The 17,843-nt window shown below is 34.7% G+C and carries 10 protein-coding genes and 1 riboswitch; of the genes, 4 read left to right on the forward strand and 6 right to left on the reverse strand.

Annotation, left to right across the window (positions count from 1 at the left end; all coding sequences use genetic code 11):
- Positions 1-92: 92 nt before the first annotated feature.
- The gene (gene gltB / locus ITJ86_RS01870) at positions 93-4,604 is read right to left on the reverse strand and encodes a glutamate synthase large subunit (RefSeq protein WP_195870163.1); all 4,512 of its coding nucleotides are present in this window, start codon (positions 4,602-4,604) and stop codon (positions 93-95) included.
- A gap of 446 nt (positions 4,605-5,050) precedes the next feature.
- Between gltB and ITJ86_RS01875 the strand changes: the two genes are divergently transcribed.
- Positions 5,051-6,070, forward strand: coding sequence for an outer membrane beta-barrel protein (locus tag ITJ86_RS01875; protein ID WP_195869902.1), 1,020 nt, complete (start codon positions 5,051-5,053; stop codon positions 6,068-6,070).
- 27 nt (positions 6,071-6,097) lie between these two features.
- Positions 6,098-7,396, forward strand: a complete 1,299-nt coding sequence (locus ITJ86_RS01880) for an ammonium transporter (protein ID WP_195869903.1) — start codon at positions 6,098-6,100, stop codon at positions 7,394-7,396.
- Between the two features lie 164 nt (positions 7,397-7,560).
- Here the strand turns inward: ITJ86_RS01880 and ITJ86_RS01885 are convergent, their stop codons facing one another.
- Genes ITJ86_RS01885 through ITJ86_RS01905 form a run of 5 tightly spaced genes read right to left on the reverse strand, consistent with a single transcriptional unit; the run spans position 7,561 to position 14,467 of the window.
- Positions 7,561-10,140, reverse strand: coding sequence for a phosphoenolpyruvate carboxylase (locus tag ITJ86_RS01885; protein ID WP_195869904.1), 2,580 nt, complete (start codon positions 10,138-10,140; stop codon positions 7,561-7,563).
- Positions 10,141-10,149: 9 nt separating this feature from the next.
- Entirely contained in the window at positions 10,150-11,268 is a 1,119-nt protein-coding gene (gene leuB, locus ITJ86_RS01890; RefSeq protein WP_195869905.1) for a 3-isopropylmalate dehydrogenase, read from the reverse strand.
- A gap of 47 nt (positions 11,269-11,315) precedes the next feature.
- A complete protein-coding gene (gene leuD / locus ITJ86_RS01895) occupies positions 11,316-11,906 on the reverse strand; it encodes a 3-isopropylmalate dehydratase small subunit (RefSeq protein ID WP_195869906.1) in 591 nt (196 codons plus the stop codon).
- Entirely contained in the window at positions 11,906-13,288 is a 1,383-nt protein-coding gene (gene leuC, locus ITJ86_RS01900; RefSeq protein WP_195869907.1) for a 3-isopropylmalate dehydratase large subunit, read from the reverse strand. Before leuC ends, leuD begins: the two co-directional genes overlap by 1 nt.
- 3 nt (positions 13,289-13,291) lie before the next feature.
- Entirely contained in the window at positions 13,292-14,467 is a 1,176-nt protein-coding gene (locus ITJ86_RS01905; protein WP_195869908.1) for a 2-isopropylmalate synthase, read from the reverse strand.
- Between the two features lie 148 nt (positions 14,468-14,615).
- Here ITJ86_RS01905 and ITJ86_RS01910 point away from each other — a divergent pair, with 148 nt between their 5' ends.
- A complete protein-coding gene (locus tag ITJ86_RS01910) occupies positions 14,616-16,160 on the forward strand; it encodes a hypothetical protein (RefSeq protein WP_195870164.1) in 1,545 nt (514 codons plus the stop codon).
- A 105-nt stretch (positions 16,161-16,265) separates the two neighbouring features.
- Positions 16,266-16,389: riboswitch (SAM riboswitch) on the forward strand.
- Positions 16,390-16,534: 145 nt separating this feature from the next.
- The gene (locus tag ITJ86_RS01915; RefSeq protein ID WP_195869909.1) at positions 16,535-17,833 is read left to right on the forward strand and encodes an O-acetylhomoserine aminocarboxypropyltransferase/cysteine synthase family protein; all 1,299 of its coding nucleotides are present in this window, start codon (positions 16,535-16,537) and stop codon (positions 17,831-17,833) included.
- Positions 17,834-17,843: the final 10 nt, after the last annotated feature.

Here is a 17,843-nt window from a genome sequence, read left to right on the forward strand (position 1 = left end):
GGAATCTTATCCATACTTTCTTATTTTATTTGTGTTAATCCTGTAAGGTTTCAAAAACCTTGCAGGTATCGTTTTATAATTTATACCTACAACTATGCCGTTTCTAATTCCTCAACCATTTGCTCTTCTGTCTCTAAACGTTTTAAAGCATGTTTGTATTCCGTAGGCATTACACGTACAAAATTCTTTAAGCTTGTTTCCCAATCGGCCAATACCGATTTACCTAATTCACTATCTGTGTATTTTACATGCTTTTGAATTATTCCTTTTAGATCTTTGGCATCTGCTTTTAGAATTTTTTCAAATTCTATCGTTTCTGTATTACATAAGCCGGTTTTAAATTTGTTTTCCGGATCATAAACATAAGCGATTCCGCCACTCATTCCAGCGGCAAAATTTCGACCTGTTTTACCTAGAACCACAACTTTTCCACCTGTCATATACTCACAACAATGATCACCTACTCCTTCTACAACTGCTGTTGCTCCTGAGTTTCTCACCGCAAATCGTTCTCCTGCAATGCCATTAATATAGGCTTGCCCTTCTACAGCTCCAAATAAACAAACATTACCAACTATGATATTATCTTCTGCTTTAAAGTCTGCCTGTTCTGGTTTTTTAATAATTAGTTTTCCTCCAGATAATCCTTTTCCTAAATAGTCATTGGTATTTCCTTCTAGTTTAAACGTTAATCCATGAGCACCAAAAGCGCCAAAACTTTGACCAGCAGAACCGGTAAAATTGATTTTTATAGTATCTTCAGGTAAACCTAAATGACCGTAAATTTTTGAGATCTCATTACTTACAATGGCACCAACTGTTCGGTTTGTATTCTTTATTGGATACGAAAGCGTCATCTGTTCTTTTCTATATAAAGCACGATGTGAATCTTTAAGAATTGTAAAATCTAATACATTGTCTAAATTATGATCTTGCTTTTCAGAATTCTTAACTGGCATCTGTCTGTATTCCGCAGGTCTGTGTAAAATAGATGTTAAATCTAAACCTTTAGCTTTATAATGTTTAATGGCTTTGCTTGCATTGATTTTATGCGTTTGACCAATCATTTCATTCATTGACCTAAACCCTAATTCAGCCATAATACTTCTCAATTCTTCTGCTATATAGTAGAAAAAGTTAATAACATGTTCTGGTGTGCCTTTAAAGTTTTTACGCAACTCTTTATCTTGTGTTGCGATACCAACTGGACAAGTATTTAAATGACATTTTCGCATCATAATGCAACCTGAAGCTACTAAAGGTGCTGTCGCAAACCCAAATTCTTCTGCACCTAATAGTGCTGCAATCGCCACATCTCTACCTGTTTTTAATTGTCCATCGCATTCTACAACAATTCTGCTTCTTAGTTTGTTAAGTACTAAGGTTTGTTGCGCTTCGGCTAAACCAAGTTCCCATGGTAAACCTGCATGTTTTAATGATGTTAAAGGTGAGGCTCCTGTTCCTCCATCATATCCAGCAATAAGCACTACATCTGCTTTTGCTTTGGCAACACCTGCTGCAATAGTACCAACACCAACTTCTGAAACAAGTTTCACATTAACTCTCGCATCACGATTGGCATTTTTTAAGTCATAAATTAATTGTGCCAAATCTTCAATTGAGTAAATATCGTGATGTGGTGGAGGTGAAATTAAACCCACAAATGGTGTTGAGTTTCTAGCTGAAGCAATCCAAGGTAAAACCTTTTCACCTGGTAATTGTCCTCCTTCTCCTGGTTTTGCACCTTGAGCCATTTTAATTTGAATCTCCTTCGCATTGGTTAAATAGTGAGACGTGACTCCAAAACGGCCAGAAGCCACTTGTTTAATAGCTGAATTTCGGCTATCTCCATTCACATCTGGTTGAAAACGTCTTCGGTCTTCTCCACCTTCTCCAGAATTAGATTTCCCTCCAATTCTATTCATGGCGATGGCTAAATTTTCATGTGCTTCACGAGAAATTGAACCATAAGACATCGCACCTGTTTTGAATCGTTTAACGATTTCTGTCCAAGGCTCTACTTCTTCAAGTGGTATAGGATCTATATTATTAAATTCGAATAACCCTCGAATGGTCATTAAATTTTCGGACTGTTCATTTATCGCTTTTGCATAAACATCATAGCTCGCCTGATCACTCAACCTAACTGCTTGCTGTAATTTAGCAACGGTTGTTGGGTTAAACAAATGGCGTTCACCATTACGTCTCCATCGGTAATCTCCTCCAATATTTAAACCTAAACGTTTGTCTATTAAATTGTCTGGATAAGCATATTTATAGCGTTTGGCAATTTCTTTTTCAATTTCATACAAACCAATACCTTCAATTCTAGAGGCTGTATATGGAAAATATTTTTCAACAAATTGAGAGTTAAAACCAACAATTTCGAATATTTGAGAACCTCTATAAGAATGTAGTGTTGAAATACCAATTTTGTTCATCACTTTTAAGATGCCTTTTCCTATCGCCTTATTGAAATTATCAACCGCTTTTTGCTCATCTATACCTGTAATAAAACCTTCTTTTACTTGTGCTCTAATGATTTCGTTTACCATATACGGATTTACAGCACTTGCACCATAACCAAATAATGTCGCAAAATGATGCGGCTCTCGTGGCTCTGCAGATTCAATAATAATATCGAAATTTGAACGCTTACGTAGACGATTCATTTGATGATTCACATAAGAACAAGCTAACAATGAAGGTATTGGAGCAAACTCCTTATTAACACCTCTATCTGATAAAATGATAATATTTGTTTTGCGGTCTATAGCTTTTTCAATTTGAACTATAATAGCATCTAAGGCATCTTCTAATCCATTTAGACCTTTATCTTTTTGATATAATATTTCAATAGTTTCGGCTTTGAAGCTTTCTATTGAAAGATTTCTAATTTTATCTAAATCGTCATTAGATATTACTGGATTTTGAATTTTTAACTTTCTACATTGACGTTCTGTAATGCTGAAAATATTTCTATCCTTACCTAAAGACAAACTAATATCAGTTACAATTTCTTCTCTAATACCATCTAATGGTGGATTAGTAACTTGAGCAAATAACTGCTTAAAATAATTTGAAATTAATTGTGGTTTATTCGACAAAACTGCCAGAGGAGTGTCCGTTCCCATAGAACCTAAACTTTCCTTAGAATTTACAGCCATTGGTGTAATGACGTCTTGAATATCCTCAAAAGTATAGTTAAATAAACGTTGTCTTGTTTTTATATCTGTGGTTTCTATCGGACAGGTTTCTCCAGTATATGGAATGTCTTTAAGATGCAATCTTGTTTTATCTAACCATTCTTGGTATGGTCTTTCTTTAACGATCTTACTTTTAATTTCTTCGTCATTGATAATTCGACCTTGATTCATGTCTACTAAAAACATTTTACCAGGTTCTAAACGACCATGACTTTCAATATCATCTGGTGCAATATCTACCACACCAATTTCTGAAGACATAATTAATTTACCGCTTTTAGTAACAGTATATCGTGAAGGACGCAATCCATTTCTATCTAATAATGCACCAATATAATTTCCATCTGTAAATGGTACAGATGCTGGTCCATCCCATGGCTCCATTATACAGGCATTGTAATCGTAAAATGCTTTACGCTCTGGTGACATGGTTTTATGTTTTTCCCATGCTTCAGGAATCATCATCATCATAACTTCTGGTAAGGATCGTCCTGTATGCGTTAATAATTCAACAACCATATCCATTGACGCAGAGTCAGATTTTCCAGGTAAAATAATAGGAAATAATTTGTCTATTTGAGGACCAAAGACGTCACTTTTCATGATTTCTTCACGTACACGCATTCGACTTACATTTCCACGAAGTGTATTTATTTCACCATTTTGACACATAAATCGGAAGGGTTGTGCCAATTCCCAAGTAGGCATTGTATTGGTTGAAAAACGCTGATGCACTAAAGCCAAACGCGTCACTAAATCGGTTTCCTGTAAATCTTTATAGTATGGCCCGATATCTTCAGGCATAATTATACCCTTATATATTAACGTGTTTGTACATAAGCTTGAAACGTAAAAATAAGATGCTTGAGACATTTTTGAGGCTCTTACAGTATGCTCTGTAATTTTTCGAGCAGCATAAAGTTTTGCCTTAAAATCCGCTTCTGAAACCTCATTAGATTTCCCAACAAAAAGTTGCTCAATATTAGGTTCTGATGCTAAGGCGATTTCTCCAAGTTGTGTAGAATCTACAGGCACTTCTCTCCACCCGATTACAGAAAGACCTTGCGCAATAATTTCTCTTTCGAAGGTATCTTTACAAAACCTGTATTGATTTATATTTTTAGGCAAGAACACCATTCCAACCGCATATTTCCCTTTTACAGGCACTTTAAAACCACAAACGCGTTTAAAATAAGCATGCGGAATATCGATAAGTAAGCCTGCACCATCTCCTGTTTTTCCATCAGAACTCACCCCTCCACGATGCTCCAGTTTTTCGAGAATTTCTAGAGCGTCATGTATAATTTGATTTGTTTTTTCTCCCTTAAGGTTACATATAAAACCAGCACCACAATTTTCGTGCTCAAACTCTGGCAAATAAAGCCCTTGTTTCTTCATCATATTTCAATAAAATTAAAAGGTTTTTACACCTTATTTCACCTCTAATATATAAGCATAAATTTTATTATAAAAATAGTTGAAACACTTTTCCCATATCGATAGTAATGTGCATTCTTATTGAAAATATTGCAATAATTACAACAAATTCTAATAATTAACTAATGAGTATTATTCAACAAAAAACCTAATTTATTGCTAAAACGTTTTCAAAAACAGAAAAACAATAAAATTAATTCACAAAAACAGCATTTTAAGCTCATTTAAGCCAAAACGAAATTATTGATATACCAAAAAAATCGTTTAATTTTTTTATCACCCCAAAATTTATAGGGTATAAAACTTAATATTCACAAAAATTGCATTTTACACCTAACTTTTTCTAGGGTATAAATAATTATTACATAGATTTGACCCGAACTAACCATTACTAAACTATCATTATTATGAAAAAAATTTTAACTTTAACTGTACTATTTATGTCAATAGTATTAACGGCACAAGACTCTAGTGAAGTCACTAAGGATAAAAAATTCACATTATCTGGAAGTGTAGACGCTTATTACCAAACGCTATTAACCGCTTCTGACGATTCTGGCCAGTCTTTTGGAACTGCTTTTGCAGGAAAAACAGGTTTTGCATTGGGCATGGGTAATATTATTGCTAGCTACGAAAGCGGCAAAGTAGGTGCTGTTTTAGATTTAGTAACAGGACCAAGAGGTGGTGCTGCTACATTCAACACCGACATTGTTGATGGTATTGTAAACCAAGCTTATATTTATTGGAATGTTTCTGAAACAACCACTTTAACTATGGGACGTTTTAATACATTCTTAGGCTATGAAGTTATTGCACCAGCAGCAAACTTCAACTACAGTACATCTTACTTATTCTCTAGCGGACCTTTCTCTCATATGGGATTAAAAGCAGATTTTGCTTTATCTGATGATTTTAGCTTAATGTTAGCCGTTATGAATCCTTGGGATACTAACGACACATCTACAACAGGTGAGTATTCATTTGGAGCTCAATTAGGATATTCCGGTCAATATTTAAACTTATACTACGACAGTGGTAATAATGGAGGGTTAGGATTTGAAGTAGATTATACAGGTGGATTCGATCTTGCGGATAGTTTTTTCTTAGGAATCAACGCTGCCTATAACGACAATGACGGAAGTGGCTTTTATGGCGCTGCACTATACCCACAATACACATTATCAGATGACTTCTCTCTAGGATTAAGAGGTGAATATTATTCAAGACACGACGATGATCTAGATGATTTACCAAGTGTAATTGGCTTAACAGCAACAGGTAGCTATATTGTAGATAGCAACTTAATTATTAAGCCAGAAGTAAGATTAGACTCTTGGAGCAATAACGATGACGCTTTCTTCGATGCAGACGGAGAAGACTCAAGTAGTTTAGCTGTATTTACTCTAGCAGCTATCTACTCATTCTAAACCACAACACTAACTAACACACATATTATGATACCTAATTTTTTAACTATTATCCCAAGTCTTATTGCAGTACAAGATGCTGCAGAACCTACCGAAGTCGAAGCGGCAGTTGCAGCCATAAATGGCGACATGGGAATGCTATGGATGCTAATCTCAGCACTCTTAGTTTTCTTTATGCAAGCTGGTTTCACCCTTGTTGAAACAGGAATGACACGCTCTAAAAACGCAGCCAATATCGCAATGAAAAACCTACTCGATATTTGTGTAGGATCATTAACCTACTGGTTTGTAGGCTATTCTTTAATGTATGGTGACACTTCAAACGGATGGTTTTTCTGGAGTGGCATAATGCAAGGTGAAGGAGCTGATTTATTATTTCAAACCATGTTTGCTGCAACAGCCGCTACAATTGTATCAGGAGCTATTGCCGGACGAACAAAATATTCTACTTACGCAATATTTTCAATCGTAATGACCGCATTAATTTACCCAATCGCAGGTGGTTGGCAGTGGCAAGGTTCTGGTTGGTTAACCGAACTTGGTTTTATTGATTTTGCGGGATCTTCAATCGTTCACTCCGTTGGTGGATGGGCCGCTTTAGTAGCTGCATATATGGTTGGACCACGAATAGGAAAATTTGTAGACGGAAAAGTAAAGGCTATCCCAGGACACAATCAAATTCTTGCCACTTTAGGTGTTTTTATCCTATGGTTAGGATGGTTTGGATTTAATGGTGGTTCTCAATTAGCTTGGGGAGGCGATGATGCAATTGCAGCTTCAAACGTTGTATTAATAACAAATTTAGCAGCAGGTGCAGGTGGCTTAGGTGCTTTAATAACCACTTGGATCTGGTACGGAAAACCAAATCTACCACAAACTTTAAATGGAGCCTTGGCTGGTTTAGTAAGTATAACCGCTGGCTGTGGAAATATGTCTACGGTTGGTGCTGTATTTGCGGGATTAATTGGAGGTATTATCGTTGTTTTCTCAATTGAAATTATTGAGAAGAAGCTAAAAATTGATGATGCTATCGGAGCAGCCTCAGTACACGGTGTTGCCGGAGTTTGGGGAACACTTGTTATTGGTCTTTGGGGAATTGATGGAGATACAGGAATAGGCTTATTTAATGGTGGAGGCTTTGGTCAGCTAGGTACTCAAGCTATCGGAGCTTTAGCTTATGGCGTATGGGCTATTACTTTATCATTTATTATTCTAAAAATATTAAAATCTACAATGGGACTTCGAGTTAGCGAAGAAGAAGAACTTGTTGGTCTAGACCTTTCTGAGCACGGAGAAATTGCTTACCCAGGAAAAAGAGAAAGATAAATATTCTTTCATATAAGTTTTAATTGATAATTAATTTAATTGTTAGAATAAAAACCTTCGAAGCTTAAGCTTCGAGGGTTTTTTGTTATTGCTTATTTTACAATCACAAAAAAACCTTAGAAGAAATTCTTCTAAGGTTTTTTTAAACGCTTATGTAATCTAAATTACGCCGAATTACGACTAGCATTAATATTTCCAAACAAAGATCGCGTTACCATTTTCTCAAAGATTTTAATCTGTTCTTCATCGCGTACCTCAGCCTTTTCTAGCTCTTGAATTTTCTTTAAGGCATACTGCTGAATTGTTAACAACGGCAAAACAATAGATTCTCTAACAGCAATAGATGCTTTTCCAGATGGTTCTTCTTGCATTAATTCCTTATAACCAGTAAGTTTTAAGATTAAACGTTTCGAAGTTTCATATTCTTCATAAATAACGTTCCAGAATTCACCATATTCTTTGTCATTAGCCATATAACGTGTTAAATCGAAAAAAGATTTAGACAATGACATCATACTATTTTCAATCAATGTTTTAAAGAAACTCGATGTTTTAAAGAGGTGTTGCACTTTTTCAAATTCATTGGCATCCTCATAATGTTTTAACGCCGTACCAACTCCGAAAAAACCTGGAACATTTTGCTTTAATTGGCTCCATGATCCAACAAATGGAATAGCTCTTAAATCTTCAAACACTAAACCTTCTGCTTTTCCTCGCTTACTTGGGCGACTTCCAATATTAGTTTTTGCATAATACTTCAACGTACTCATGTGCTCTATATACGAAATGAATTTTGGATGTGACTTAAACTTCACATACGCCTCGTAACTTCGCTTTGACAGATCTGACATTACATCCCTATTGTCTGGATGCATTTTTAAATCTGTATCGCTTAAACTATTATTAACACCAGAACTTATTAATTGCTCAAGGTTATACTGTGACGATTCTAAAGTTCCGAAATTAGAACTTATTGTTTGCCCTTGTATGGTTAACTGCACTTCTTTGTCTTCTATCGTTGGCCCTAATGACGCATAGAAATTATGTGTTTTTCCACCACCTCTAGCTGGAGGTCCACCACGACCATCAAAGAAAACAACCTTAATACCATGTTCTCGAGACACTTTTGTTAAATTCTCTTTAGCTTGATAAATTGCCCAGTTTGCCATTAAGTAACCACCATCTTTTGTACCATCGCTAAAACCAAGCATTATAGTTTGGTTGTTACCTCTAGATTTTAAGTGTGCCGCATACTCCGGGTTTGTATATAATTCTTCCATCACTTTTGGAGCATTTTCTAAATCCGTAATGGTTTCAAACAATGGTCCAATATCTACAGTTAATTCTTCTTGAAATGCCACCAATTTTAACATTGCAAATAATTGCATTACATGTAATGTGGTCTGATTATTACTAATGATATATCGGTTGGCTGCCTGCTCACCATTAGTTTCTTGAATGGTTTTTATAGCTTTAATCGTTTCTAAAGCCATCAACGTTTCATCATCTTTTATTAAAGCTAAATCAATACTACCTTCTACTTTAGATAGAATTTTAATCTGCTCACTTTCAGATAAATCATGATAATTTTTTGGAAAAATATCACTTCCGCTTTCGATTAATGCATTTACTATGTCATTAAAAAATTGCGCGTGTTTACGACTGTCTTGTCTTATGTCTAGATTTGCAAAATGGAATCCGAATAAGTGTGTTTTATTAATAAGACTGTTCAACTCATTCTCATAAAGCGAATTGTGATTAGTAATAATTACTTCCTTCACAGCTTTTAATTCTGAAACAAAAAAGTCTAACGTAAAGTCAGTAGGCTCGTTAGTAATAATCTTATACAGCTCACGTTCTAGCACTGACATTCGCTCTTCCACTCCTTGAAACGTTAATTTCCGTTTCAATTGTCTTACATTTCTGTAATAATTTTTAATGATAGAAAGACGCAATCTGCCTGCCACTTTTAATGTTATTTCTGGAGTAACAAATGGATTTCCATCTCTATCTCCACCTGGCCAAAACCCAATATTTATAACATTATTTTCAATTTGTTTTCCGTCGAAAATATTTTGTTGAATGTAATCGTAAATGCTTCCGAAGGATTTATAGAATACATTTTCTAAATACCATATTAAACTCACCGCCTCATCAAAAGGTGATGGTTTTTCGTGCTTAAAAAATGGTGTTTTTCCTAATTGGGCTAGCAAGTCATTAATTCGTAATAAATCATTTTCACGAATAGCTTCTGTTAAATCAGTAATAATTCCTAAAACAGAACCAGGATAAAACTGCGTTGGGTGTGCAGTCAGTACGATTCTAACTTTAAATTCTTCTAAATATTTCTGAAGCACCTCTAACTTATTCTCTGCAGAAACGGTTTCTTTTAAACTTCGCAATGTTCCAATACCATCCATATTGTTAACAACAGGAAATGCAGCATCTTCAATAGCATCAAATAGTACTACTTGTCTTTCGATATATTGAATAAATCGAAATAACAAATTGATCTGACTTTCAGGCGACCGTCTGGCTTGGTATTTTTTAAAAAATGACTCTACAATAGCTGTAGGATTATCTTGATTTGCGAATCCTTTTTGACATGTTTCGTGAAATAAAGGTAAAAGCGCTCCTGTTTTTGTAACATCATCAAAAGGTAGCGTCATAAATATACTATTGTATATCTGATACTTAGACAAAACATTTTGATTGAAGCGTGTTAATTTTGGTTGTGTGGGCATTATTTTTTATTAAATTATTGTGGACTGCCCTAAGTGGATATTCTTAAAATTGAGGTTTGTATCTTTAGGATTAAAGATAAAATCCTCTATAAAGTCACCAACATTAGAGGTCGTCACTGTGTTTACCACCGAATTTATATCAGGTGTTGAGATGTTTAATTTTAACGATTTTTCTACAGCTAACCTAATTAATTCGGCTTCATTATGTAAGTTAAAGTGACTGAGCAACATAGCAGCAGAAAGAATTGAAGCAATAGGATTTGCGATTCCTTTATCAGCTGCTTGAGGGTATGATCCATGAATTGGCTCGAACATTGCATATGTATCTCCAACAGAAGCTGAAGCTAAAAGCCCTATTGAACCACCAATAACACTAGCTTCATCACTAATAATATCACCAAACATATTTTCTGTTAAAATAACATCGAATTGTTTCGGGTTTAATATCATTTGCATAGCTGCATTATCTACAAATAAAAAGTCTAATGTCACATCTGAATATTGCTCCGCAACTTCTTTTACTACTTTTCTCCAAAGTCGAGACGATTCTAAAACATTAGCCTTATCGACTAAAGTTACTTTATGATTTCTATGTTCTGCTTCAACAAAAGCTAAATGTGCAATACGCTCAATTTCTTCGCGAGAATATGAACATAAATCAGAAGCGTAATCACCATCTTTGGATAAGTGCTTTTCACCAAAATAAATTCCACCAGTCAATTCTCTATAAATTGAAATATCTGTACCTTCAATGATATGTTTCTTTAAAGGAGACTTATCTAATAATGTTTTATAAGCTTTTACAGGCCTAATGTTAGCATATAAACCTAATTCTTTTCGCAGTTTAAGCAAACCTTGTTCTGGACGTACTTTTGCCGAAGGGTTATTATCGTATTTTGGATGTCCAATAGCACCAAATAAAATCGCATCACTATTTTTACATAAATCCAATGTTTTGTCTGGCAAAGCATCATTATGATTATCTATCGCAACAGCACCAACATCTGCCGTTGTAAATTTAAAATTATGATTAAATTCTGAAGCAATTGCTTTCAAAGCTTTAATAGCTTGATTTGTTACTTCTGGACCAATACCATCACCTGGTAAAACTGCTATATTTAATTTCATCTAGAGAAAAATCGTTTCCGAATCAACGGTACTTTTAAGTTAATTATTTAATATATTTTTTGAGCTTCAAAAGCTTCAATTTGTTCTTTGTTATTTACGAGATAATCAATATCGTCATAGCCATTAATCATACATGTTTTTTTGTAGGCATCAATTTCAAAATCTTCTTGTAAATCTGAACCTTTTACAGAAATGGTTTGACTTTCGAGATTCACTACAATTTCGGTCTCTGGTTTAGACACTAAAAGGTCCAATAAGTCACTTAAAAATTCTTCCGAAACCTGAATGGGTAACAAGCCATTATTTAAGGCATTGCCTTTAAAAATATCTGCAAAAAAACTAGAGACTACGACTTTAAAGCCATAATCTGTTAACGACCATGCCGCATGTTCTCTACTAGATCCACAGCCAAAATTATCTCCGGCTACTAATATTTTTCCAGAATACTTAGAGTCATTGAGTGCAAAATCTGTATTAACTGAACCATCTTTATGATATCTCCAATCTCTAAACAAGTTATCACCAAAGCCTTTTCTGTCTGTTGCTTTTAAGAAACGTGCTGGTATAATTTGATCTGTATCTACATTCTCTATATGTAATGGAATGGCTCTAGATTGTAATGTTGTAAACTTTTCCATTAATTTAATTGCTTTGAAATATCTATAATTTTACCTTCTACTGCTGTTGCTGCTGCGACCAACGGACTCGCTAAGATAGTACGAGACCCTTGACCTTGTCGTCCTTCAAAATTTCTATTTGAAGTAGACACGCAGTATTCTCCTTGTGGAATCTTATCATCATTCATGGCCAAACATGCCGAACAACCTGGTTGACGTAATTCAAAACCAGCATCATCAAAAATAGTTTTTAATCCTTCGTCTATAATTTGCGTTTCAACCTGCTTACTTCCTGGCACTAACCAAGCTGTAACATTAGCTGCTTTTTTCTTTCCTTTAATATAATCTGCTGCGACTCTAAAATCTTCAATTCTAGAATTGGTACAACTTCCTATGAACACAAAATTGATGGGTTTGTTAATTAAACTTTCTCCAGCTTCAAAATTCATATAAGACAATGACTTTTTAAACGATGGATTTTCATCCGTAGGAATGTTTTCAGAAATTTTAATTCCCATTCCTGGATTAGTTCCATAGGTGATCATTGGCTCTATATCGGCGGCATCAAAGCTGTATTCCTTATCAAACGTTGCATCATCATCTGTTGGCAAGGTTTTCCAATAGGCTACTTTCTTTTCAAAATCTTCTCCTTGAGGTGCAAATTTTCGACCTTTTACATAATTAAAAGTGGTTTCATCTGGCGCAATCATTCCGCCACGTGCTCCCATTTCAATACTCATGTTACAAACGGTCATACGACCTTCCATACTCATCTCTTCGAAAACATTTCCAGCATATTCACAGAAATAACCTGTCCCTGAATTGGTTCCTAATTTTGAAATAATATAAAGAATAACATCTTTTGGTAAAACGCCATTCTTCAATTGACCATTAACCGTTACTCTTAGACTTTTTGGCTTGGTAAGCAACAAACATTGACTTGCAAAAACTTGCGCTACTTGACTTGTACCAATACCAAAAGCAATGGCTCCAAACGCACCATGTGTTGAGGTATGACTATCGCCACAGACCATGGTTAAGCCTGGTTGCGTCACTCCCAACTCTGGAGCCATTACATGCACAATACCGTTATATTTATGCCCTAACTCGTAAAGGGTAATATTATTTTTTTTACAATTTTCAGACAATTGCTCCAATTGATTTCGAGATAATGCATCCTTAATGGGCTTATCTTGATGTAATGTTGGAGTGTTATGATCTGCTGTCGCCACAATTTGATTGGGCCTAAAAATAGGAATCCCACGCTCTTCTAGTTCATTAAAAGCTTGCGGACTTGTTACTTCATGGATTAAATGCTTGTCAATATATAATATCTGCGGTCCGTTTTCTATCGTACTGACCACATGCGAATCCCAAACTTTATCGAATAATGTTTTACCCATCTATTATGCTGAAATTATTTGTTGATACACCTTACTTGTTTCAATAATTTGATGAATATCATTATCATTGATTTCTTTCTTTTTATCTGCAAAACTTAAGAAATTAGCATACACATCATCTAATTGCAGTTTTGTAAGCTCGTAACCTACATTTTTTGCTCTATACGCCAAAGCAGCTCTCCCACTTCTTGCCGTTAACACAATTGCAGACTCAGTAACACCTACATCTTTAGGGTCAATGATTTCATACGTTTCTCTATTTTTAATCACACCATCTTGGTGAATTCCAGAGCTATGCGCAAACGCATTTGCTCCAACAATTGCTTTATTTGGCTGTGTGTAAATTCCCATACTGTCACTGACCAACTGGCTCAGCCCATAAAGCATAGAGGTATTTATATTAGTATCTAAATTGAGATAAGGATGTTGCTTTAACACCATAACAACCTCTTCTAAAGCTGTGTTTCCGGCACGCTCACCAATACCATTAATAGTACATTCTATCTGGCGAGCTCCATTAATTACACCTTCTATAGAATTTGCTGTTGCCAATCCTAAATCATTATGGCAATGACAAGACAAAATAGCCTTTTCAATACCTTTTACATTTTCTTTTAGGTACTTAATTTTTGCTCCATACTCGCTTGGCAAACAATACCCTGTTGTATCAGGAATATTTAGCACTGTTGCACCTGCTTTTATCGCCGCTTCACAAACTCTTGCTAAATACTCATTATCTGTTCTTCCTGCATCTTCAGCATAAAACTCAACATCTTCTACAAATGATTTTGCAAATTTTACAGCTTCAAAAGCACGCTCTAATATAGCCTCTCTGTTCGATTTAAATTTGTGAATTATATGCGAATCAGAAGTACCAATACCTGTATGAATTCTTGGTTTTTTTGCATATCGAAGCGACTCTGCAGCTACTTTTATGTCATTTTCTACAGATCGGGTTAAACCACAAACTGTAGCATTTTTCACTATTTTAGAAATGCCTTCTACCGATTTAAAATCACCTGGACTAGACACTGGAAACCCTGCTTCAATCACATCAACTCCAAGTTGATCTAACTTTTCAGCAATGATTACTTTTTGTTCAGAATTTAATTTACAACCTGGCACTTGTTCTCCATCCCGAAGGGTTGTATCGAAGATTTGTATGTTGTTATTTGACATATATCAAAATATATTTTATAGTATTGTCTAACGAATATATGTTTTGAAATTGCCATAAATTTTGACAAACCTATAACTTTACGATGTTCAGTTGCCAAAATGTATTTTAAATTACTGATTAACAGGTTTCTAAATCTATTTTATATTGATAACTAAAGACCAAAAAGATAATTTATTCTCACTCATAAAGTCATTGACTAAGTCTGAAAAACGACAATTCAAACTTTATGTGGGTCGACTTGGAGTAAATTCAGATTCAAAATTTTTGAAACTTTTTAATCTTTTAGACAAATCAAAAACCTATAATGAAGCAGCAATTATAAAAAGTGGCATCGTTAAAAAACGACAACTTGCAAATGTAAAAGCTCATTTATACAAACAAGTTTTAATAAGTTTAAAACTTAACCCTTCGCATCAAAATGTGCGTTTACAAATTAGAGAACAACTAGATTTTGCTTCAATTTTATATCATAAAGGCTTGTATAAACAAAGCTTAAAAATCTTAGATAAAGCTAAAGAACTAGCGATTGCAAATGAAGAAAAAAATTCTGCTTTTGAAATTGTTGAACTCGAAAAAGTAATAGAATCACAATACATTACACGAAGCATCAGCACACGCGCAGATGAGTTGACAGTGCAAGCTAAGGAGCTGAGTTCACTGAACATGATAGCGAGTAAACTTTCTAATTTATCGCTTCAGCTCTATAGTACTATTTTAAAAACCGGCTATATTAGAAATGAAGAAGAGGCCAACATGGTCACTAATTATTTTAACAAACGCTTACCTAAGGTAAAAATTGAAGACCTTGGGTTTCGTGAAAAATTATGGCTTTATAAAGCCAATTTATGGCAAAGTTTTTTGCTTCAAGACTTTTTAAGTTGTTACAAATACGCTTCAAAATGGGTGGATTTATTTTATCAGAATCCAAGCATGATTAACCTAAACCCCGTTTTCTTTTTAAAAGGTAATAATTACTTACTCGAAGCTTTATTTTTTATTGGAAACAAACCAAAATTCTTAGAAAAGTTTACTGAGTTTGAGCTAACTGTGAACAAAGCCAATTTCCCTAAAGATGAAAACGTTGCCTCTTTAGTGTTTCTTTACACCAACTTTCACAGTATTAATCAACACTTTATTGATGGAAGTTTTGAAGAAGGTTTAGATTTAATTCCTAAAATTGAAAAAGCCTTAATTCCGTTTAATAACAGAATTGATCCGCATCATAAAATGATATTTTATTACAAGTTTGCCAGTTTACACTTTGGAGCAGGAAACAATAAAGCATGTATAAAATATTTAGACAAAATTATTTCTAACAAATCACTTTCAATGCGCGAAGATTTACTCTGCTTCTCTAGAGTTCTAAATCTCGTTGCACATTATGAAGCTGGTTTAGACTATCATTTAGACACCCTTTTACGAAGTACTTATAAGTTTTTAATTAAGATGAATGACCTTCATGAAGTGCAAAAAGAAATGATAAAATTCATTAGAGGACTTCAATATATTTATCCACACGATCTTAAAAACGCCTTTATTGAATTGCATAAAACCTTAAAAACTTTTGAAGAGCATCCATACGAGCGACGCGCCTTTTTATATCTCGATATTATTTCTTGGCTAGAAAGTAAGATTGAAAACAAGCCTGTAGCCGAAATTATACGTATTAAGTATTTATCAAAAAACAGCTAAAAATTTTATGAAATTGTTAAAAAACAAATAAAAGCAGCAAAATATTTGGATTTCTAAATTTTGTATTGCAATATTTGTGCTCACAAAGTTCAAACACTTACTGAAATGTTATCAAGAAAGGTGGAGGGAATGACCCTATGAAGCCTTAGCAACCCTTAGATTTACTAAGAAGGTGCTAAATTCTACTTAAATATGCAAGTCATTTTTTGCACATTTGGATAGATAACTCAAGACTAATTACTCATCTGTAATTAGCATTTTCTTTATAATATTTTTCTATTAAGTACGCTTCTAACCCTTTGACAATGTTCAGGGAAAAGAGAGGCTTATTTGGCTTTTGGTTTAATCATTTATTAACTCAAAAACTTAGAAAAATGAGTACACAAAAATTCGCAACACAAGCGTTGCACGCAGGTCACGACACCAATCAAACATCTGGAACAAGAGCTGTTCCTATTTACCAAACATCATCGTATGTTTTTGACGATTCCGATGATGCAGCCGGACGATTTAATCTTTCCGTTCCTGGTTTTATTTACACACGTTTAAACAATCCAACAAACGACATTCTAGAGCAGCGTTTAGCAGCACTAGAAGGAGGTATTGCAGCTGTTGCTACAGCCTCTGGAACCTCAGCAATTGCTACAACATTACTGACGCTTTTAAGAGCAGGTGACCATATTGTAGCATCGAGCAGTTTGTATGGAGGAACCTACAATTTATTAAGCGTTACCTTACCAAGACACGGCATTACCACAACATTTGTAGATGCTTCAAATCCCGAAGAATTTGCAAAAGCAGCACAAGAAAATACAAGAGCATTCTTTGTAGAATCTTTAGGAAATCCGAAGTTAGACGTTTTAGATCTCGAAGCCATTTCTACAGAAGCAAAAACGCACAAGGTGCCTTTAATCGTAGATAACACTGTTGCTACACCTTATTTATTAAAACCAATTGAACATGGTGCTAACATTGTTATTCACTCATTAACAAAATACATAACCGGAAACGGAACCTCACTTGGAGGCGCTATTATTGATGCAGGCACCTTTGATTGGACTAACGGAAAATTCCCAGAATTCACAGAACCATCTGCTGGTTACCATGGCTTAGTCTATAGTGAAGCCATTGGAGCAGCTGCTTTTATAGCTAAAATAAGAGTAGAAGGTTTACGAGATTACGGTGGAGCTTTAAGTCCATTTAATGCGTTTCAAATTATTCAAGGTTTAGAAACCTTAGAACTTCGTATAAAGAAACATAGTGAAAATGCTCTTGAATTAGCAACTTGGTTACAAGAACAGCCAGAAGTGAAATGGGTCAATTATCCAGGATTAGAATCTAGTCCATACCACGTGCTAGCTAAAAAATACTTACCAGAAGGTCAGAGTGGCGTCGTAACTTTTGGAGTTGACGGAGGTTATGAAGCTGCAAAAACCATTGCAGACACTACCAAATTATTCTCACTGTTAGCCAATATTGGAGATACAAAATCACTTATTATTCATCCTGCAAGTACAACACATCAACAATTAAGTGATGAAGCACAAGAAACCGCAGGAGTTACAAAAGATTTAATTCGTTTATCTGTTGGCATTGAAAACATTGAAGATTTAAAAGACGATTTAAAAGACGCTTTTGCTGTTGTAAAGCAGAAAAAAGCACTTCAGAATTAAACTTTAATGA

It is taken from the genome of Winogradskyella marina, from assembly GCF_015645385.1.
Lineage (GTDB): Bacteria > Bacteroidota > Bacteroidia > Flavobacteriales > Flavobacteriaceae > Winogradskyella > Winogradskyella marina.

What these genes read in the sequence shown, in the direction of transcription:
- ITJ86_RS01880 (WP_195869903.1), top strand. Translation starts at nt 6,098, where the DNA reads ATGATACCTAATTTTTTAACTATTATCCCAAGTCTTATTGCAGTACAA.
- ITJ86_RS01915 (WP_195869909.1), top strand. Translation starts at nt 16,535, where the DNA reads ATGAGTACACAAAAATTCGCAACACAAGCGTTGCACGCAGGTCACGAC.
- leuC (WP_195869907.1), bottom strand. Translation starts at nt 13,288, where the DNA reads ATGGGTAAAACATTATTCGATAAAGTTTGGGATTCGCATGTGGTCAGT.
- leuD (WP_195869906.1), bottom strand. Translation starts at nt 11,906, where the DNA reads ATGGAAAAGTTTACAACATTACAATCTAGAGCCATTCCATTACATATA.
- leuB (WP_195869905.1), bottom strand. Translation starts at nt 11,268, where the DNA reads ATGAAATTAAATATAGCAGTTTTACCAGGTGATGGTATTGGTCCAGAA.
- ITJ86_RS01885 (WP_195869904.1), bottom strand. Translation starts at nt 10,140, where the DNA reads ATGCCCACACAACCAAAATTAACACGCTTCAATCAAAATGTTTTGTCT.
- ITJ86_RS01905 (WP_195869908.1), bottom strand. Translation starts at nt 14,467, where the DNA reads ATGTCAAATAACAACATACAAATCTTCGATACAACCCTTCGGGATGGA.
- gltB (WP_195870163.1), bottom strand. Translation starts at nt 4,604, where the DNA reads ATGAAGAAACAAGGGCTTTATTTGCCAGAGTTTGAGCACGAAAATTGT.
- ITJ86_RS01875 (WP_195869902.1), top strand. Translation starts at nt 5,051, where the DNA reads ATGAAAAAAATTTTAACTTTAACTGTACTATTTATGTCAATAGTATTA.